Below are 19,399 nucleotides of genomic sequence, written 5' to 3'. Positions count from 1 at the left end.
TAAGCAAAATTTTTTCTTTATTAAACAAGGTCTAATCTCGCCTATGCCAGAGGAATTATTAACACCTTACTCATTTATTAAGGTCGCATTACCTGTGCCTATGCGTACTTTATTTGATTATAAAGTACCTAAGGCCATTGCCTTACGCCATGAGTTAAAACCCGGCATGCGAGTAAAAGTACCCTTTGGTAAAAGTAGCCGCCTTGGGGTTATCGTCGCTTTAAGTAATGACTCTGATTGGGATGCCAATCAAGTTAAGCCTCTCACATCGCTAAAAGATGAACAGCCTGTTATTACACCTGAACTCATGGCGCTCTGTGAATGGGCTGCCCGCTATTATCACCACCCTATTGGCGATGTATTTTTTCATGCGTTACCTGTGCTTTTACGCAAAGGGGAAAATGCAGAATTCCGTACTGAAAACTGGTGGTTAACAACAGAACAAGGGCAGCATTGTGACCCTGAGTTACTCAATAGAGCCCCTCGCCAAAAAGACTTTTTAATTGCCGTACAACAGCATCCCAACGGATTGAGCCAACATGCGGTATCTGTGCTAGACCTCACACCAGCGGCTGGCAAAAGCTTAGAAGATAAAGGCTTATTACGAAAAGAAGCTAGATCCTTTAATAAAGCAGGGGAGCGTCACGCCCACCAAACTCAAGTACCGCCTTCTTTGAACCAAGAGCAAGCCTTAGCACTAGAAGAACTCATGGATTCTCGCCATCACTTTAATGTCGCATTATTAGATGGCATCACAGGCAGCGGTAAAACCGAGGTTTTTCTAAGATTAATCGAACAAAAGATACAGGAAGGAAAGCAAACTCTCGTGATGGTCCCCGAGATTGGGCTCACTCCTCAAACTCTGAAACGCTTTGAGATTCGCCTCAACACCGATATCATTTTAATGCACTCAAACATGAGTGATAGAGAACGCTTAGATGCTTGGCTACTGGCCGCTAGTGGTCACGCTAAAATCATCATAGGTACCCGCTCCGCCGCTTTTATTCCCGCACCAGACCTTGGTTTGATCGTGATTGATGAAGAGCATGATAACTCCTATAAGCAGCATGAAGGCTTTCGTTATCACGCCAGAGACCTTGCCGTAAAACGCGCCCAAAACTTAGACATTCCAGTGCTGCTGGCTTCCGCCACGCCTTCCTATGAAAGCCTCTCCAACGCGTTGCAAAAACGCTTTGCTTGGCTCAAATTGCGCAATCGTGCTGGCGACGCTTTTATTCCAAAAATGGAACGAGTAGACCTGAGAGGGAAATCCCTTATTCATGGTTTTAGCGAGCAAGCCTTAGCCAGCATGAAGCTCTGCTTAGAACGAAAGGAGCAGGTACTCGTCTTCCTGAATCGTAGGGGCTATGCACCGACCTTGATGTGTCACCAGTGTGGTTGGATTGCCGCTTGTGACCATTGTGACGTTAACCTTACCGTCCATAAGCGCTCCAATAAATTACACTGTCACCATTGTGATGCCCAAAAGTTTCTTGTCCACACCTGCCCCGAATGCGAATCAGAAGAACTCTTTACCGTAGGTGAAGGTACAGAACAAATTGAGACTCAACTTCATACTTTATTCAAAGAGACTCCGATTCTTAGAATTGATAGGGACAGTACTCAGCGTAAATCGGCAATGGAAAAGCTGACACAAAAGATTCTTGAACATGATCAGGCCATTCTGATCGGTACTCAAATGTTAGCCAAAGGGCACCATTTCCCTAACGTCACCCTTGTGGTGATTATGGATGCTGACGCTGGCTTATTCTCTTCGGACTTTAGAGGTATGGAGCGCACTGCACAGCTCATCACTCAAGTGGCTGGGCGTGCTGGTCGCGCGAAAAAGCCGGGGCATGTTCTATTACAAACCTATCATCCTGAGCACGCTGCCATTGAATGTCTATCAAACCTAGGCTACGAACATTTTGCGATAAATGGTTTAGCTGAGCGTAAGTCCCTATCCTTACCGCCCTTTTTCCATCAAGTGATCATTCGTGCAGAATCGGCCAATGAACAAGAAGCCATGCAATTATTAACAGCGATGAGAAATGACCTTGAACCTTATCTCGCCCAAGAGGTCTATCTGGTTGGCCCCTATGCTGCCATCATAGTGAGAAAGGCTGGACAACATAGAGCCTTGATATCCATTAAGTCTGCCCAACGTGGGCTATTACACCAAGCGACTCAAATGATGACGCAATGGCTAGAGCAAGCAACGAAGCAACATAAAATTCGTTTCGCAATTGATGTTGATCCACTGGAAACTTATTAGCTGAGCAAGCATAATGTGCGCACGTTTCGCACCCTCAATAAAAAGCCCAAATATATGTTTAACCCTATTCAAATTGCCAGTAAGAACAGTCGCCCCAGAAAAGGAGCAACTCGAAGATCGGCACCAGCGCCAAAACGCAAGACACCATGGTGGTTATGGCTGCTTGTTCCCGCTATTTTAGGCCTCTTTATTTATGGGCTAATGCAATTAAATAAGGTGACTCCCCCAGCCAACAGCCTGCCTGTTGAAAAGAAAAAAGAACAACCTAAACCTGAGCCTAAAAAAGCCAAGGTTGTACCTGTAGAAAAGAAAGACACGTTCGAGTTTTATCAAATTTTACAAGACAGTGAAGTGGATACTAGTCATGTGGATGCGTATCAATCGACTCCCCGTGGCGAACAGGACTTTTACTATATGCTACAAGCCGCTTCTTTCCGCAGTGCTGAAGATGCAGACCGTATGCGAGCCAAGCTGATTTTGTCTGGTCTTGTGGAAACCAGCATCAGGAAAACCATTGGTAAAAATGGTGCACCTTGGTACCGCGTCGTACTTGGCCCTTATGAATCTCGCTCAAAAATGAACCGCACTGAGGACAAACTAGTCTCCATGGATATTTCTTCCTACTCCTATCGAGTTGATAAAGAAGAGCAAACGCCTTAATCCATAATTACGGGTATGAGTTTTCTGCCCGTATTCTCTTCCCAACTTGAAATTTTTATGGCTGTCCCCATTTCGTTAGTATCGAAACTGGAGTTAACACCATGACAACTATTCTAACTGTACGTAAAGGTAACCAAGTCGTTGTTGGCGGCGACGGTCAAGTCTCTCTTGGCAACACTGTGATGAAAGGCAATGCACGTAAAGTACGTCGCCTATACCGCGGTGAAGTGATTGCAGGATTTGCTGGTGGAACAGCCGATGCCTTCACTTTATTTGAGCGCTTCGAAGGCCAATTAGAAAAACACCAAGGTCACCTAGTCCGTGCGGCCGTTGATCTAGCAAAAGATTGGCGCTCTGATCGTGCACTTCGCAAGTTAGAAGCCATGCTAATCGTTGCCAATGAAGAAAGTACCCTCATCATTACCGGTACAGGCGATGTGGTAGAGCCTCAGCATGGCGCCTTAGCTATTGGTTCAGGTGGCAACTTCGCCGAAGCCGCTGCACGTGCCCTGATCGATAACACAGAATTATCTGCCCTAGAAATTGTAGAGAAAAGCCTAAGCATTGCTGCCGATATCTGTGTATTCACCAATCACAGCTTAACGATTGAAGAAATCACTATAGACCCTAAGCTGGAAGACAAGTCGACAACATAAGCGACTAAGCCCCAACTAATTGCAATACTTAGCTAAATGCATAAAGAGATAAAAAATATGAGCAATATGACCCCAAGAGAGACGGTTAACGCCCTAGATAATCATATTATTGGCCAAGACAAAGCCAAAAGAGCCGTATCCATCGCACTGCGTAACCGCTGGCGCCGAATGCAACTGCCGGAAGAGATGCGCGGTGAAATCACTCCAAAAAATATCTTAATGATTGGACCAACAGGGGTAGGTAAAACCGAAATCGCCCGCCGCCTAGCGAAACTTGCCAACGCACCTTTCATCAAAATCGAAGCAACCAAATTTACCGAAGTGGGTTATGTGGGTCGTGATGTTGAATCCATCATTCGTGATTTGGTCGAAATGGCCATCAAAATGCTCCGTGAACAAGAAACAGAAAAGCTTGGCCATAAAGCAGAAGATGCGGCGGAAGATCGTATTTTAGATGCCCTTCTCCCCCCTGCTCGTGGCGGTGACCCTGAACTAGAAGAAAGCAGCACGCGCCAAACTTTCCGTAAAAAATTGCGCGAAGGTAAATTGGACGACAAAGAAATTGACATTGAGGTGGCCGACTCTCCTGTCGGCGTGGAAATCATGACACCGCCTGGCATGGAAGAAATGACCAGCCAGCTGCAAAACATGTTTTCTAGTTTCGGCCAAGATAAAACCAAGAAGCGCAAGCTGAAAGTGAAAGACGCTTTTCGCAAAATTCGTGATGAAGAAGCAGCAAAGCTGGTCAATGAAGAAGAGCTAAAAGCCCGCGCTTTACAAGCAGTTGAGCAAAACGGCATAGTCTTCTTAGATGAGATAGATAAAGTAGCCAAAAGCTCTGACCGCTCGGGTGGTGAAGTGTCCCGTGAAGGCGTACAGCGTGACCTACTGCCTCTTGTTGAAGGCTGTACGGTAAGTACTAAGTACGGCATGATTAAAACCGATCATATTTTGTTTATTGCCTCTGGTGCTTTCCATTTATCTAAACCCTCTGACCTTATTCCAGAGCTACAGGGCCGTTTACCAATTCGCGTTGAGTTAGACGCTTTGACCGTGAACGACTTCGAACGCATTTTGGTTGAACCAAATGCTTCTCTAACCAAGCAATATATTGCCTTGGCGAAAACGGAGAATATCGATCTAGAGTTCACCAAAGAAGGCATACACCGCATTGCTGAAGTAGCATTTCAAGTCAATGAACGCACTGAAAACATTGGAGCGCGTCGCTTACATACTGTTCTTGAACGCCTTTTGGAAGAAGTGTCTTATTCTGCCAGTGACATGCCAGATGGTCAGCTTGTTGAAGTGACCGCCGCTTATGTTGATGAGCAATTAGGTGAAATCGTTAAGAACGAAGACTTAAGCCAATACATTTTGTAATTCGCTAAGCAATATTGATCTAAAAGGTAACCGTCATGACAACACCAGCATCAACCAAAGTGCATTATCACAAGCAGTCTCGTGAGTTGGCGTTAGCGTTTAGTGACGGTCAGTCTTTTCGATTAAGCGCGGAATATCTACGAGTACACTCTCCTTCTGCTGAAGTGCGTGGACATGGTATGCAAATGCCTATTTTGCAATATGGAAAGAAAGACGTTGCTATCAATAACATTGAAGGCGCTGGCAATTACGCGTTAAAAATCACCTTTGATGACGGCCATGACTCTGGACTCTTTTCTTGGGACTACCTGTACAACATAGGAAAAAACCAAGCTGAACTCTGGCAGATGTATCTAGATCGCCTTGAAAAAGAAGGCAGGACGCGAGAAACTGCCACTATTCAAATCCACCAGCTTTAAGCTCTTCTTTCTTATGTGGAAAGCCCGAGCTAGGAAATAACATGAGTTCACTTAGCCTATCTGCCATCAGCATTATTGAAAAAGCCATCAACTTAGCTCTCGATCAGGATGCGCCCTCACAGGATCGCCTAGCGAAATTGACAGGTCAGCAAGTCTTTCTTTATATCGAAGATTTCTCTTTCATTTTACAAATTCACATCCTCGAAAAAGGTGTCATGCTATTCAAACCGGAGAGTTTAGATGAAGTCGATTTAGACCCTAAACTGGACACCTTAGTACAAGGTCCAAGTTCTGCTTTTCGAAAATTATTAGAAGGCGATGGTTTCTTTGATGGTGATTTACGTATTCAAGGTAACGCGCAAGCTTTAATGACATTACATAAAGTGATGGAAGGCTTTGAGTTCGATTGGGAAGGCTTGCTAGCGGATCACATTGGCGATTTACCTGCCTCAGCGGTAGCACGTTTATTGCGCATGAAATGGTCTTGGAGCAAAGAGTTTGCAACCGCAACTCGTATCCAACTGGTTCACCATTTACAAACAGATAGCCAGCTGCTACCTAGCAAAATAGAAGTCAACGCCCATCTAGAAAACCTTGAAGCATTTGGCACCCAGCTTGATCGCTTTGAAGCAAGACTCAAAAGGCTAGCAAGTAAATAAAGCTCTTCTTTTCTCCACAGATGCGAGCCATTCCTACTTAGATCTAGTCATTAAGACTCCATATAAATCATACTATAGTATCTTTAAGGGTGACATTTATCCCTCAGTTAAGATAATATCGAAATATTACTTAAAGGAAGAAATGGACTTTCAGCACCTTTTTATACTAATTATTGAGCATTTATAGACGTTTTGTGAATTTATGAAGTCCAATCTGCAACTTGTAAACCTTCAAGCTTTATCTGCCGATTAAACCTCCTACAAAACACATTACCTAATGCTCTTATAATGTATATAGGTGCTATCCAAATGGTTCTGAAGTTCAGACCGATTTGAAATCAGAAAATTAAATGAATCCTAATAATAACTATTTGATTGAGTACTCTTATGTTTAAAAATTTGAAATTAGGTTTGAAAATAGGTCTTGGATTTTTAGTCGTTTTACTATTACTTGCTATTGTACTATTCATGAGTATTTTATCTCTAAAACACTCAGAAAATGGTAACGACCAATACATATCATTGGTTAGCGATACCAACCTATCAAATCAACTTCAAGTCGATATGTTTAAGATAAGTGCCACTGTTAAAAACTTTCTTATTGATAAAGGTGAAGAGGATCTACAAGAGTATAAAGCTTCTCTCACAAACATATCAGACACATTAGACCAAGCTAAAGCTCAAATAACGGCCACTGAAAGGGCTACTCTTATCAGTGAAATAGATAACTCAATAAATAAATATGATCAGGGCTTTTCGAATATTACAAAATTAATCAATGCCCGCGACAATATTAACAGTCAAGAACTCATTCCCCTTGGGGATAATATGGGAAAACTTATCTCTAGTATTGTACAAAGAGTAGCCGATACTGAAGCAGCTTATTATGCAAGTTACGTACAAGAGCAAATGTATGTGGGCCGCTTATTTGTAATGAGATTTCTTGAATCTAACAGTGAAGCCGACTTTAACCAAGCCATTGAAAACATGGAAGACATATTAGGCGAAGGTATAGAAGAACTAGAAGAAAACCTTGAAGACGAAGGTGTCATTACATTATTAGATGAGTTTAAACAGGTCCATCAGAAATACATTAAAAGCTTCAATACAATTAATGAGCTAATTAAAGAAAAGAATCAAGTTATTGAAAATACGTTGGATATAGTTGAAAAGCAGATCGCTAAGAATATCGAAGACGTAAATTCAGCAATAGCCAAAGAGCAAAATTCATTAGGAATTGAAGTTAAAGAACGAATCGAAAGTAGCATTGAATTAATTCTATTACTCTCTATTGCAGCAATGCTTATTGGTACCGCTTCTGCGTATTTACTAACCGTTTCAATTACTAAGCCAATACACCAAGCCGTCGCCCTATCAAACCAGTTGTCCGAAGGTAACCTTTCTATAGAAGTTGGCGCCACTGGCAAAGATGAAACAGGGCTGTTATTAAGCTCTATTCAAAAGACTGCTAGTAACCTACGAAGTATGATTGCAACTATTTCAGGTGCCAGTAACGAGCTAGCTTCCGCCTCTGAAAAACTTGCAACGGTCACGAAGAAAACTGCTGATGGGATTGTGCAACAGGAAGCCCAGACAGAATTAGTAGCCAATGCAATGAACGAAATGGCACTAACCGTTCAGGATGTAGCAGATAGTGCACTAAGTGCAGAAGGGGCGGCAGCGGAAGCAGACAATGAAGCCAACTCAGGCAGTAAAGTCGTGGACCATACGATATCAGGCATTAACCTTTTAAATGAAAATGTAAATGAGTCCTCAGATAAACTCGCTAATGTTGAAAAAGAGGTCTTAAATATTAGTAATATTCTAGACGTTATTCGAGGTATTGCAGAACAAACAAATTTATTAGCACTCAATGCCGCGATTGAAGCCGCCCGTGCAGGTGAGTATGGCAGAGGGTTCTCTGTTGTTGCAGATGAAGTCCGCTCTCTTGCAAGCAGAACTCAAGAGTCCACTCAAGAAATACAAAGCATTATAGAGAAGCTCCAAGCAGGCACCAAAAGTACTGTGGATGTTATGAGTAGAGGCCGAGAACAAGCTGAGCAATGTGTTTCACAGGCAAATGATACCAGCACCGCATTACACACTATCACGAAAGTAATTAGTGTAATCAATGACATGAATAAACAGATTTCAAGCGCTGCGGAACAACAAAATACTGTCGCGTTAAATATTAATGAAAACGTACTAAATGTTAAAAAAATTGCACAAGAGAATGCCGCTGCTTCAGAAGAAACGAAGCAAGCCAGTACGGAAATAGCCAAATTAGCAACGCAGCTTAAAGACCTTACTGTTAAGTTTAAGGTATAACTGTATTTCTAATACAATGAGTAACACATAAACCAGAATTATAGAGCAATTGACTGGAGGAAAAATAAAAATGATAAAGCCATTACTAATAGCAACAGGTCTATTGGCTTCTAGCCTAGCGTTTTCAGCTACAAATTATGTTGTAGACCCTCAACTTACAGACTATCGAAGCAATAAAGGGAAAAGCCCAGTTTGGCTTTCTCACGAGGACTCAAATGGTGGTCTAGGTGACGTAGGGAGTTCAGGAGATACCGCTTTTGATGCAAAAGGCAGTGCTCGAATTCGTTTTAAAAGTAGTGTTCCAACTCATGACTTTTCATCTAAACCAGGCTTAACTCAAGTTATTTCAGGCCTACCTGCTAACACAGATATGTCTTACTCACTGTACTACTGCGATAAAAAAGGTGCTGAGTCCCCAAGTACTCTTTACTTTGGTGTTCGTGAAGTTGTAGAAGGCGCACCACTTACTGGTAATGTTATCGCTGAAAGTCGTGTACATACCAGAGATCTAGGTGATGCACCAATGGGAGAAGTAAAAGATTGCTTCCGCCAAGTAAGCCTTGACTTTAATTCTGGCGCATCAGGAAATGTTGAAATCTTCAGTCTAATGGAAGTCTATATTGGCGATGGAGAACCTAATATGACCAAAGATATGGAAGTTCGCATTGATGAATTTTCAGTGACAGCTAAGTAATTAGCTCCAACCCTACATATAAAAAGCCCCTAATAAACTCGAGTTATTAGGGGCTTTTTATACCCTGAACAATAATGAAGAAAGTAATCACATTCTTTCAAGGTAGAATTATTCAATTACTAGAAACTGCCCCATCATACCTAGATCCTCATGCTCCATAATATGGCAATGATACATATAAGGCACACTGTCACTAGCGTAGTCTGTAAACTTCATAATCACACGTACCGTTTCACCAACATCGACAAGAACCGTATCCTTCCAGCCTGATTCACCTAACTCAGCCGCTTTACCGTCCCTATCTAACAATAAAAACTGTACATCATGGATATGGAAAGGGTGCGATTGCCCCGTTAAATTCGTTACTTCCCAGATCTCTATATCACCTAATTTTACTACTTCATTGGCGTAATCCATTTTCATTAGGCTGCCATTAATGGGTACTCCTCGACCTCGAAGTTCAGGGCTACTCATATCCGTGTGATGGTCATGTGTTAATGATGGGATGGTACGGCCATTACTACTGCTAGGAGCAGAAACCCCTCCCCCCAAATTCATTATCCGCGTTTTCGCCACATCTGCTGTTGACCAACGCTCAATGGTATTAAGTTTATTAGGTAAAGGTGGAGAGAGCTTATCTGTCGCCTGTGGGCGAATCTTAAGGATGTCAAAGTGTGAATTACCTACTCCGCCCCATACAGACCCTGTGATCGTCAACAGGTCACTTTCCGGATAGCTTTTCAATAACACTTCTTTAGCGTCGCTCAAGTCAACAACAATTTCTGCTCGCTCACCCGGTGATAAACGTACTCTTTTGGTTTCAACTGGCGACTCTAGCAAACCACCATCCGTTGCTATTTGATGGAAAGAGCGATCATCAGAAAACCCAAAATAATAGATTCTTGCATTAGATCCATTTAATAGTCGTAAACGCACTTTTCTGGCAGGGAGATCTATTACAGGATTATAAGTCCCATTCACTAATATATTCTTTCCATAAAAAGCACCTGATGTCATTTCATATAACAAGGCACCATCATTATCAAAAATCCTATCCTGTATAGCCAAGGGAATATCATCAACACCATACTCATTAGGCAGTTCCAATGAAGAGCTATTTTCATCGTCAATTAAGAAGAAACCTGCTAAGCCGTTATAAGCTTGAGTCGCCGTACGACCGTGTGTATGGGGGTGATACCACATGGTAGAAGCTTCGTTCATGATAGGGTAATGGGCTTGCCATGATTCACCAGGCTGGATTGTCTGGTGAGGAGTACCATCCATTTCAGGGGGAACATGCATACCATGCCAATGGACTGTTGTTACCTCCTTTAGCTGATTGCTGATATTAAAATGAACATAGTCCCCTTTTGACACACGAACCGTCGGCCCTAAGTAGTCACCATTAAAGCCAAACGTGGCGGATTCTTGATTTGGCAAAAAGGTTTTTCGCCCCTCTTGAACAACTAATTCAAAATGCTTTCCTTGGTCATCTTCGGTATAGCTGAGTAAAGGGGGGACAAATACTGGGTTGGTAAAGCTTAAGTTACCATTCATGATATAAACGTAATTTGCATAATATTGGCCAGACAACAGTAAAGCCAGTAATACAAAAATTGATAAACACACTTTTTTAACAAGAGCTCGACTAAAAAAAGAGCTTAAAGCCTTCACATTATCTTCCTCATAGTAGTAACCAACACAAAGTCAGTAAATTTACATATAAAACTATTGAGAGAATCTAATTAGAAGTCCTTATAGAAAACATATTTTTTACACAGCTTTACGAAATTAGCTTGTACTGACATCAGTTGATTCAAACTTCTTCCACGCCAGCATTAGCCAGATACCACAACAAATAGCGCCAATCGCCGAAATACTCACTACCATAGCGCTTATCACCAAGTTGGATACTTGTGGTAGGTCAGTAGCAAATAAGTAGCCCATCAATGTATAAGCTGTTGTCCATAAAAAAGCACCTATTACAGAAGAAGAGGAGAAAACAGGCCAACTCATCCTTACAGCACCACTAACATAGGCGATGTAAGGACCGACAGGACTAAAGATGGTTCGACTTAATACAATCGCTAATGCACCGTGTTTATCTAACATACGTTCACTTTTAACAATCAATAATGATAGCCTGTTAATTTTTTGCATTCTTACTAATAGCGAAGGGCCAGCCCATCGAGCCACATTAAACGAAAGCTGATCACCAAGAGAGAAAGCGAAAAAGGTCACAGCAAAAACTTGCCAAATATTCAGATCCTCTGCAGCCGCTAAGCTACCAGATGTCAGCACTAATATAGCCGAAGGCAGCGGTATGCCTAGGCATGCGATCATGACCACGATAAAAATCAAATACAGACCATACTCTGGCACGAGTGCAAGAACATATTCAGTCATGTTTCATCCTTATTCTGCATTTCTTGGCTTTGTCGATAATTCGATGCAGCTAAACGAACTCTTTCTGTCAGCATTTCTAAGGATATTCCTTGTGAAGAAGCAATCTTTCCCATTCTTACCCTAGAATCTAGCTTCTCTGGTAGACCTAAAGCCTGAAGAACAACAGGTCTAGGAAGCTCATACGAAAGCTCAACGTATTTAGGAGTCATCCAGCCTTTTAGCTCATCATCCTGATGATCTGGATCATTAAAATAAATGGCATCGGCTAGAAAGGTGAAGCCAAACCATAGTGATATAATAAAGAAAGTAAAAAAGCCCGAAATAGGCAGCCAATTAGCTAAGGCAAAGCGCCTTAACTTGGGAGTGTTTACTTTATCAATAATATTTTTAATTATTTTCAAGTCCATATCTTTTAATTCGCACTACTCTCATTTTTCTTCTACTTAAACGATCAAAATAACAGCTTTCACAATACCTAACCCTTTACTTTACTAACATAAACTCCAAATATTGTGATCAAAGAGCCGATAATCTGAACAATTGTCATAGTCTCACTAAATAGAAAATAACTTTCTACAGCGGCTAAGGGCGGAGCGAGTAATAACAGAATCGACACCTTGGCTGCCGCCATTTTCCTTACTAAGAATATCATTAAGAACATACCGCCACATGACAATACCACGATCCCCCAAAGCAAAAGTAAGAAGGTTTCTAGCTGTAATTCAAGCAGGCTTTCTCCGAGAAAAAAAGCAAAGCCCATGGTCACAAAACAAGCAGACAGGTTTTGTATCACCATAGCACTCATGATATCAGACGAGTGAATAGACATTTTTTGGTAAGTCACACCAAAAGATAATGCCAATACCGACAAACAACCTAGGGTTAAGGTAAGGATAGTTAAACCACCAAACACCATATCAAAGTGCAAAGCAGGGCTAATCACCATCACTAGCCCCACAAACCCCACCAACATTCCTACAGCACCAACCAATGTTGTTTTCTCTTTGAGCAACAAGAAAGCCAAGAGAGTCACTAATACAGGTTGTAAGGCGCCGATCAAAGCCATAATTCCCGCAGGTAGTCCTTTCACTAGCGCGACATAAGACAACCCCATGTAAATGCTGTTCATAAATACCCCAGCTAATATGTGCTTGGGCATTTCAGCTAGTTTTGGATAAGAGCGTTTTTGGAAATATACGATGACAGCAAAAATTACAGCCGCGAAGAAAAAACGAATACCAAGATAGATATTCGGGTCAATTAAGCCAACAATAAACTTGCCAGTAATAAAACCTGTGGACCAGATCAACACCAGCAGTACAGACAAAAATACCATTCAAAATCCCTTTCCATGCAATCCGTTTTCTGGGGCAAGTTTAACTAAAAAGTATCACGTATCTCTTCCGAGTTGAGGCCTAAGCCTATTAGAAAGTGCAGTTTGGTAAAGGCAGCTTCGTAGGTCATATCTCTACCTGAAATAACACCAGCATTCACTAAAGCAGAACCCACTGCATAAGTACCTGCCGTTACACTTCCTGCACCGCATTGGCTAACATTCACAATAACCACGCCCTGATCTGTCGCAGTTTTAAGCAAAGTTAAGATAGCCTGATTTTGATCTGGTGCATGACCAGCACCATAACTCCACAATACGGCACCCTTAATTGTTGGGTTTAATAGGCCTTGCCAATGCTCTGCCTGAACTCCAGGAAAGACAGGTAATATGGTGACAGTGCCTTCGTCCATATCAGGTATTTGAACATGACTTTCTGCCACTGGAGCTGGTGCACTACCTACCTTGTCGCGCCATTGCCAATCTATGCCTAAAGTACCTTTTTCTGGATAGTTAGGAGAATAAAAAGCCTGCCAGTCGCTGGTATGGGCTTTGTGAGCTCTATCACCATCTATTAGGCGACCAGCAAAAAACAAGAAAACACCAGAAACATGTTCACAGGCTGAAATAGCCCCCAGAACATTATTCATAGCATCAGAACGAGCTTTATACAGAGGTACTTGAGAACCAGTAATAACAATAGGCTTATCCGCATTTAAGAACATATGAGATAAGGCAGCCGCTGAATAAGCCATGGTATCTGTACCATGGAGGACCACAAAGCCATCAAATTCTTGCCACTTTTTCTCAATATCATGGGCGATCATGACCCAATCTTTTGGTGTTGCATTAGAAGAGTCAATTAAGTTTTCATAACTTTCGATGACAAAGTCATGCTTTAACTCTTTAGCCAGATCTAACTGTTCAGCCAATTGCTGAGCAAAAGCACTATCTGGCACTAGCCCTACTTCTGAAGGCACCATACCAATCGTTCCACCAGTATAGGCTATGTATATTTTCACTAAACCATCCCTCGTTCTATGATTCATTTATATTAAACGGTAATAAAAAAGGCGCTTATCTGATGAGAAGCGCCTTTCGTTTTAATAACGGCTTGTAATCAAGGCTGCAGTACTCATTACATACGCTCTAGAGTTTCGATACCCAATAAGGATAAACCTAATTTCATGCTAGAAGCGGTATTAACCGCTAACTGAAGACGGCTATTTTTCACTTCTTCTTCAGCATTCAAAATAGGGCACGCTTCGTAGAAGGTCATAAATGTCCCTGCTAAATCGTACAAGTAAGCACATAAAAAATGCGGCATACCATCATTGGCTACTTGCTGAATAGCCTCTTCAAATTGGCAAAGTTTTACAGCTAATGCACGCTCTTGTGGCTCTAGAAGATTAATGTCTGTGGTTAATGCACTAACATCCATTCCTGAACGTTTCACTATGCTGGCAACACGGGAATAAGCGTATAGCAAGTAAGGTGCTGTGTTACCTTCAAAGCTCAACATGGTGTCCCAGTTGAACACATAATCACTAGTACGGTTCTTAGAAAGATCAGCGTATTTCACCGAAGCAATACCAACGACTCGGCCAATGTTACGCAGCTCTTCTTCTTCCATTTCTGGATTCTTCGCTGCTACTAGCTGATAAGCACGCTCTTTTGCCTCGTCTAATAACTCAGATAATTTCGCCACACCGCCGGAGCGTGTTTTGAATGGCTTACCGTCACTGCCCATCACAGTACCGAAAGGCATGTGTTCTAGCTGAGTGCTCTCTTTCACGAAGCCCGCTTTGCGAGAAAGCGTGAAGATTTGTTGGAAGTGCAATGCCTGACGCGCATCAACAAAATACAATACGCGATCTGCACTCAATGTATGCTGACGGAAACGTACCGCCGCTAAATCGGTCGTTGCGTACAAGAAACCACCGCCAGTCTTTTGCACAATAACAGGGGTAATCTCACCTTCTTTATTGGCAAACTCTTCCATGAAGACACACTGGGCACCATTAGACTCTTGCAATAAGCCTTGCTCTTGCAGCTCGTTCACAACGTTTTGTAGGTCATCATTGTAAGCGCTTTCTGGCATAACATGCTGACGCTCTAAAGAAACACCCAGCTCTTGGTAGGTTTCTTCACAATGGGTTAAAGATACGTTAATAAACTCATCCCATAGTGCTAAACATTCTTCATCTCCTGACTGTAAGGAAACCACCAATTCACGGGCGCGAGCTGCAAATGCTTCATCTTCATCAAAACAGGTTTTTGCAGAGCGGTAGAAAACTTCTAGGTCAGATAGCACCATGCTCACTTCAGTCGATTCGGCACGTAAGCGTTCCATATACGCCAACAACATACCAAATTGTGTTCCCCAATCACCCACATGGTTTTGACGAACGACCATATGCCCTAAGAACTCTAAAGTACGAACAACCGCATCACCGATCACGGTTGAACGTAAATGACCCACGTGCATTTCTTTGGCAAGGTTCGGGGAAGAGTAATCCACCACAACCGTCTCGGGTGCGTTAACTTCTTTGATATCAAGACGATCATCCTGACGAAACTGAGCAAGTTGTTGGCTCAGCCAGTCAGACTTCAAAAAGATGTTAATAAAACCAGGGCCTGCAATTTCGACCTTATCTGCAAGATCCGACAAATCCAACTTCTCTAACGTTGCCTGAGCAAAGTCACGGGGTTTCATTTTTAGCGCTTTAGCTGCGCCCATAATGCCATTGGCTTGGTAGTCACCAAATTGCACTTTAGCTGATTGACGAACAATCGCTGGGGCAGATTCTGCCGCACCAGCTGCAACCATAGCGGCTTGAATACGTTGATTTAAAAGAGTTTGAATATTCACAAAAAGAAGACCTTTAAATTATGTATGTACCATTCTCAATGGTGGTACATCAAAATCACACAACCCTCTGATCAGGTAACCAATCAGAGGGTTGATGTTAAAAAAATTATGACGTCAATAATAACCGATTTTAACGTCTTTAGCGAAAGAACAACTGGCAAGCTTGATTGTTGTTTTCGTCCTGATATGGATAACCCAAATCATCGAGATATTGTGTCACATCCGTTTCTTCACCTACCGCTTGCAGACCAACCAGAACTCGGCCATAAGCATCGCCATGGTTACGGTAATGGAACATGGAAATATTCCATTGGCCGCCTAGAGCGTTAAGGAACTTCAACAAAGCACCAGGACGTTCAGGGAATTCAAAGCTGTATAGCAACTCACCTTTATCACTACGCAGGTGACCGCCTATCATATGACGCACATGAACTTTGGCGGTTTCATCTTCCGTTAAGTCGACAATGGCATATTCTTTTAAGTCTTCTAACAGCTCTTCAAGGCTATGGGGGCTTCCACCTAAGCCAACACCCACAAAAATCACCGCTTCGTTGTCATCACTATATCGATAGTTAAACTCCGTAATGCTGCGACCTTCTAAGGCTTGGCAGAAGTGTCTAAAGCTACCCGGTGTTTCTGGAATTTTCACAGCAATGATGGCTTCGCGTTTTTCACCCAACTCTGCACGCTCGGAAACATGGCGTAAGCGGTCAAAGTTAACGTTAGCACCACTGTTTATTGCCACTAAAGTTTGTCCAGACACACCTTCGCGCTCAACATACTTTTTCAAACCCGCTAATGCACATGCACCGGCTGGTTCTGTAATAGCTCGAGTGTCATCGTAAACATCTTTGATCGCAGCACACATTTCATCCGTGGTGACAGTAATCACTTCATCCACTGTGTCTTTCGCAATGGCGAAGGTTTTTTCACCGATTTCAGCTACTGCCACCCCTTCCGCAAAAATACCCACTTGAGCTAAACGCGTTGGTTCGCCTTTTTCTAGGGCGACTTTTAGACACGCCGCATCTTCTGGCTCTACACCAATCACTTTAATGTCAGGACGTAAGTACTTCACATAAGCAGCAACACCAGCAATGAGGCCACCCCCGCCAACAGGAACAAAAATCGCATCGATATCCCCTTCATGCTGACGAAGAATTTCCATACCTATGGTGCCCTGACCAGCAATCGTGTCTAGGTCATCAAATGGGTGTACATAAACTTGACCCGTCTCGGCCATAATTTCGCGAGACTTGGCCGATGCTTCATCAAAAGCATCACCAAATAAAACAACCTCTGCTCCGTGGTTGCGTACTGCACTCACTTTTACTTCTGGTGTGGTCGCAGGCATCACAATAGTCGCTTGTATGCCCATTTTTTTAGCCGCTAGCGCGAGGCCTTGAGCATGATTCCCCGCCGAAGCCGCAATCACGCCTTTCGCTCTTTCTTCAGCTGTAAGCTGATTAATTTTGTTGTATGCCCCACGAATTTTGAACGAGAAAACAGGCTGTAAATCTTCTCGCTTCAAAATAATCTCATTGTCTAATCGTTTGGATAATTGATTAGCACGAGACAGTGGTGTTTCTACTGCAACGTCATAAACACGCGCTTGTAGAATTTTTTTTATGATGGTGTGAGGCATTAGAGTTCCTAAACATATTTAAACGAGTAAAAAAGCGGCTTTAGACAATCTCTAAAACAGTCTTTACTCAAAAAAAACAGAAGATGAAATATACTCTTTCACCCCTCTACAAGCAAAGTGGATTACAACAAAAAAGCGTTTAAAACCCTATAAATATCGCGATTTCCCATTATAGATAGGGTAACAATAGGCGAACGAAACATTTATAATGCCAGCACCCTAACCACAGCTAAGGTTATCTCTGCCAAACCCTAGCCCATAACTCTTAATCGTAGGCGATAAAATAATGACCCAAGATGAACTTAAACAAGCCGTTGCTGAAGCTGCAGTGGATTACATACTTCCGATGCTAGAAGAAAAGACTATTGTCGGTGTTGGTACAGGCTCAACAGCCAACTTGTTTATTGATGAATTGGCAAAGCATAAAATTAAATTTGATGGCACAGTGGCAAGCTCTGAAGCATCCGCTGAACGTTTAAAAAAGCACGGCATTCCTGTTTATGATTTGAATAGTGTTGATGGTATTCGCGTCTATGTAGACGGTGCGGACGAATCAAATGATCACCTACACCTAATCAAGGGCGGCGGAGCAGCATTAACTCGTGAGAAAATTGTTGCTGCTTGTAGCGATGAATTTGTTTGTATCGCGGACGAATCTAAATTAGTAAAAGTACTAGGTGATTTCCCTCTTCCTGTCGAAATCATCCCTATGGCTCGCGGTCACGTTGCTCGAGAGTTAGTCAAGCTTGGTGGAGACCCGGTATACCGCGAAGGTGTGGTAACGGATAACGGCAATCATATATTGGATGTCTATAACCTCAGTATTCTTGATCCTATCGCTCTAGAGAAAAGCATTAATGCTATCGTAGGTGTCGTTACTAACGGTTTATTTGCAGATCGCCCCGCTGATGTATTACTACTTGCGACCAAAGACGGCGTTAAAACACTCAAAAACAACTAAAGTGAGACCTAGCCAGTAAAGCACTCAGATAGAAAGTGCTTACTGGCTGACACTGACTCTTTTGAGTGGCATACTTTCATTCATCATACAAAAACAAAGGAAATGCCTGACTATGCAGAATCTTACTGATGTTTTAGCATCGAGCTCGACTCCTGAAACTTTACAAAGCGTTCTAACGGTGACAACGGACACCTGTATCGCCATCTCTGATGCGCTTAAACAAGGTTCACTTGCCGGCATTCTAGGCATGGCAGGCAATGAGAACGTACAAGGTGAAGAGCAGAAGAAGCTTGATGTCATTTCCAATGATATGCTCAAAGACGCCTTATCAGCATGCCCAGCAGTACGCGCCATTGCATCAGAAGAAGAAGACTACATAGTGCCTGCCAATACATCAGGTGAATACTTTATCGCTTTCGACCCTCTGGACGGTTCCTCTAATATTGATATCAATGCCATGGTGGGTACCATCTTCTCTATTTATCGTCAGACTGGTGACAGCCCTGCCGTTGAAGAAGACTTCCTTATTCCAGGTAAAGAGCAAGTAGCTGCAGGTTATGTCCTGTATGGTCCTTCTACTATGTTAGTTTTAACCACAGGGGAAGGTGTAAATATGTTCACTTATGACCCAACGAAAAAAGTCTTCACGCTGACCCATGAACAAGTGAAAGTAAGCCAAGAGACACAAGAGTTTGCCATTAACATGTCTAATCAGCGTTTCTGGTCAGACAATATGCAAAACTATGTGAATGATTTAGTTCAAGGCTCTGAAGGCCCCCGTGAAAAGAACTTTAACATGCGCTGGGTTGCCGCAATGGTTGGCGATGTACACCGCATTTTATGTCGTGGCGGCATCTTCATTTACCCATGGGATAACAAAGATCCATCTAAAGCTGGCAAATTGCGTTTGATGTATGAAGCAAACCCAATGGCTATGCTGCTTGAGCAAGCAGGCGGCAAAGCACATACCCACACGCAACGTATACTCGATATTCAGCCAGAAGCGATCCACCAACGCGTCGCTGTTATTTTAGGTGCAGCAAACGAAGTGGATAAGTGCCTAAGTTATTAACAGGCTTAGAAAATAAAACTACTTTCAGCAAAAGGCCTC

The 19,399-nt window shown here is 42.5% G+C and carries 17 protein-coding genes; 10 read left to right on the top strand and 7 right to left on the bottom strand.

What is annotated here, in order from left to right:
• Positions 1-43: 43 nt before the first annotated feature.
• From OFY17_RS14015 to OFY17_RS13980, 8 genes are all read left to right on the top strand, one after another.
• Positions 44-2,275, top strand: a complete 2,232-nt coding sequence (locus OFY17_RS14015) for a primosomal protein N' (protein WP_263531365.1) — start codon at positions 44-46, stop codon at positions 2,273-2,275.
• 54 nt (positions 2,276-2,329) lie between these two features.
• On the top strand, positions 2,330-2,935 hold the full coding sequence (locus tag OFY17_RS14010; RefSeq protein ID WP_263531364.1) for an SPOR domain-containing protein: 606 nt from the start codon (positions 2,330-2,332) through the stop codon (positions 2,933-2,935).
• Positions 2,936-3,036: 101 nt separating this feature from the next.
• On the top strand, positions 3,037-3,591 hold the full coding sequence (gene hslV, locus OFY17_RS14005) for an ATP-dependent protease subunit HslV (protein ID WP_263531363.1): 555 nt from the start codon (positions 3,037-3,039) through the stop codon (positions 3,589-3,591).
• A gap of 57 nt (positions 3,592-3,648) precedes the next feature.
• Positions 3,649-4,971 carry an ATP-dependent protease ATPase subunit HslU gene (gene hslU, locus OFY17_RS14000; protein ID WP_263531362.1) on the top strand — a complete coding sequence of 441 codons (1,323 nt, stop codon included), beginning with the start codon at positions 3,649-3,651 and terminating at the stop codon, positions 4,969-4,971.
• A gap of 35 nt (positions 4,972-5,006) precedes the next feature.
• Entirely contained in the window at positions 5,007-5,390 is a 384-nt protein-coding gene (locus OFY17_RS13995) for a DUF971 domain-containing protein (protein ID WP_263531361.1), read from the top strand.
• A 41-nt stretch (positions 5,391-5,431) separates the two neighbouring features.
• Positions 5,432-6,049, top strand: a complete 618-nt coding sequence (locus tag OFY17_RS13990) for a ubiquinone biosynthesis accessory factor UbiJ (RefSeq protein WP_263531360.1) — start codon at positions 5,432-5,434, stop codon at positions 6,047-6,049.
• Between the two features lie 387 nt (positions 6,050-6,436).
• Complete coding sequence (locus OFY17_RS13985; protein WP_263531359.1) at positions 6,437-8,377, top strand: methyl-accepting chemotaxis protein; 1,941 nt, start codon at positions 6,437-6,439, stop codon at positions 8,375-8,377.
• 70 nt (positions 8,378-8,447) lie between these two features.
• Positions 8,448-9,071, top strand: coding sequence for a hypothetical protein (locus tag OFY17_RS13980; RefSeq protein ID WP_263531358.1), 624 nt, complete (start codon positions 8,448-8,450; stop codon positions 9,069-9,071).
• A gap of 108 nt (positions 9,072-9,179) precedes the next feature.
• Here the strand turns inward: OFY17_RS13980 and OFY17_RS13975 are convergent, their stop codons facing one another.
• The 7 genes from OFY17_RS13975 to ilvA form a co-directional block, all read right to left on the bottom strand.
• Positions 9,180-10,745: a multicopper oxidase family protein gene (locus tag OFY17_RS13975; RefSeq protein WP_263531357.1), complete on the bottom strand. Its 1,566-nt coding sequence runs from the start codon at positions 10,743-10,745 to the stop codon at positions 9,180-9,182.
• Between the two features lie 117 nt (positions 10,746-10,862).
• Positions 10,863-11,477: a DedA family protein gene (locus tag OFY17_RS13970; RefSeq protein ID WP_263531356.1), complete on the bottom strand. Its 615-nt coding sequence runs from the start codon at positions 11,475-11,477 to the stop codon at positions 10,863-10,865.
• The gene (locus OFY17_RS13965) at positions 11,474-11,878 is read right to left on the bottom strand and encodes a hypothetical protein (RefSeq protein ID WP_263531355.1); all 405 of its coding nucleotides are present in this window, start codon (positions 11,876-11,878) and stop codon (positions 11,474-11,476) included. The genes OFY17_RS13970 and OFY17_RS13965 overlap by 4 nt, the downstream gene beginning before the upstream one ends.
• A 74-nt stretch (positions 11,879-11,952) precedes the next feature.
• Positions 11,953-12,813 carry a DMT family transporter gene (locus OFY17_RS13960; protein ID WP_263531354.1) on the bottom strand — a complete coding sequence of 287 codons (861 nt, stop codon included), beginning with the start codon at positions 12,811-12,813 and terminating at the stop codon, positions 11,953-11,955.
• Positions 12,814-12,857: 44 nt separating this feature from the next.
• Complete coding sequence (locus OFY17_RS13955; protein WP_263531353.1) at positions 12,858-13,832, bottom strand: type I asparaginase; 975 nt, start codon at positions 13,830-13,832, stop codon at positions 12,858-12,860.
• Between the two features lie 116 nt (positions 13,833-13,948).
• Entirely contained in the window at positions 13,949-15,682 is a 1,734-nt protein-coding gene (gene argS / locus OFY17_RS13950) for an arginine--tRNA ligase (protein WP_263531352.1), read from the bottom strand.
• Between the two features lie 139 nt (positions 15,683-15,821).
• Positions 15,822-17,327, bottom strand: coding sequence for a threonine ammonia-lyase, biosynthetic (ilvA, locus tag OFY17_RS13945; RefSeq protein WP_263531351.1), 1,506 nt, complete (start codon positions 17,325-17,327; stop codon positions 15,822-15,824).
• Between the two features lie 286 nt (positions 17,328-17,613).
• On the opposite strand from ilvA, the gene rpiA reads away from it, so the two are divergent.
• Complete coding sequence (rpiA, locus tag OFY17_RS13940) at positions 17,614-18,288, top strand: ribose-5-phosphate isomerase RpiA (RefSeq protein ID WP_263531350.1); 675 nt, start codon at positions 17,614-17,616, stop codon at positions 18,286-18,288.
• 112 nt (positions 18,289-18,400) lie between these two features.
• Positions 18,401-19,360, top strand: a complete 960-nt coding sequence (locus OFY17_RS13935; protein WP_263531349.1) for a class 1 fructose-bisphosphatase — start codon at positions 18,401-18,403, stop codon at positions 19,358-19,360.
• Positions 19,361-19,399: the final 39 nt, after the last annotated feature.

Source organism: Marinomonas sargassi (assembly GCF_025716875.1).
In the GTDB taxonomy this organism is placed as follows: domain Bacteria; phylum Pseudomonadota; class Gammaproteobacteria; order Pseudomonadales; family Marinomonadaceae; genus Marinomonas; species Marinomonas sargassi.
This window is presented reverse-complemented; position numbering and strand designations above follow the sequence as displayed.

Coding starts and splice junctions, on each gene's coding strand:
- OFY17_RS14015 (WP_263531365.1), top strand. CDS start 44: ATGCCAGAGGAATTATTAACACCTTACTCATTTATTAAGGTCGCATTA.
- OFY17_RS14010 (WP_263531364.1), top strand. CDS start 2,330: ATGTTTAACCCTATTCAAATTGCCAGTAAGAACAGTCGCCCCAGAAAA.
- hslV (WP_263531363.1), top strand. CDS start 3,037: ATGACAACTATTCTAACTGTACGTAAAGGTAACCAAGTCGTTGTTGGC.
- hslU (WP_263531362.1), top strand. CDS start 3,649: ATGAGCAATATGACCCCAAGAGAGACGGTTAACGCCCTAGATAATCAT.
- OFY17_RS13995 (WP_263531361.1), top strand. CDS start 5,007: ATGACAACACCAGCATCAACCAAAGTGCATTATCACAAGCAGTCTCGT.
- OFY17_RS13990 (WP_263531360.1), top strand. CDS start 5,432: ATGAGTTCACTTAGCCTATCTGCCATCAGCATTATTGAAAAAGCCATC.
- OFY17_RS13985 (WP_263531359.1), top strand. CDS start 6,437: ATGTTTAAAAATTTGAAATTAGGTTTGAAAATAGGTCTTGGATTTTTA.
- OFY17_RS13980 (WP_263531358.1), top strand. CDS start 8,448: ATGATAAAGCCATTACTAATAGCAACAGGTCTATTGGCTTCTAGCCTA.
- OFY17_RS13970 (WP_263531356.1), bottom strand. CDS start 11,477: ATGACTGAATATGTTCTTGCACTCGTGCCAGAGTATGGTCTGTATTTG.
- OFY17_RS13960 (WP_263531354.1), bottom strand. CDS start 12,813: ATGGTATTTTTGTCTGTACTGCTGGTGTTGATCTGGTCCACAGGTTTT.
- ilvA (WP_263531351.1), bottom strand. CDS start 17,327: ATGCCTCACACCATCATAAAAAAAATTCTACAAGCGCGTGTTTATGAC.
- rpiA (WP_263531350.1), top strand. CDS start 17,614: ATGACCCAAGATGAACTTAAACAAGCCGTTGCTGAAGCTGCAGTGGAT.
- OFY17_RS13935 (WP_263531349.1), top strand. CDS start 18,401: ATGCAGAATCTTACTGATGTTTTAGCATCGAGCTCGACTCCTGAAACT.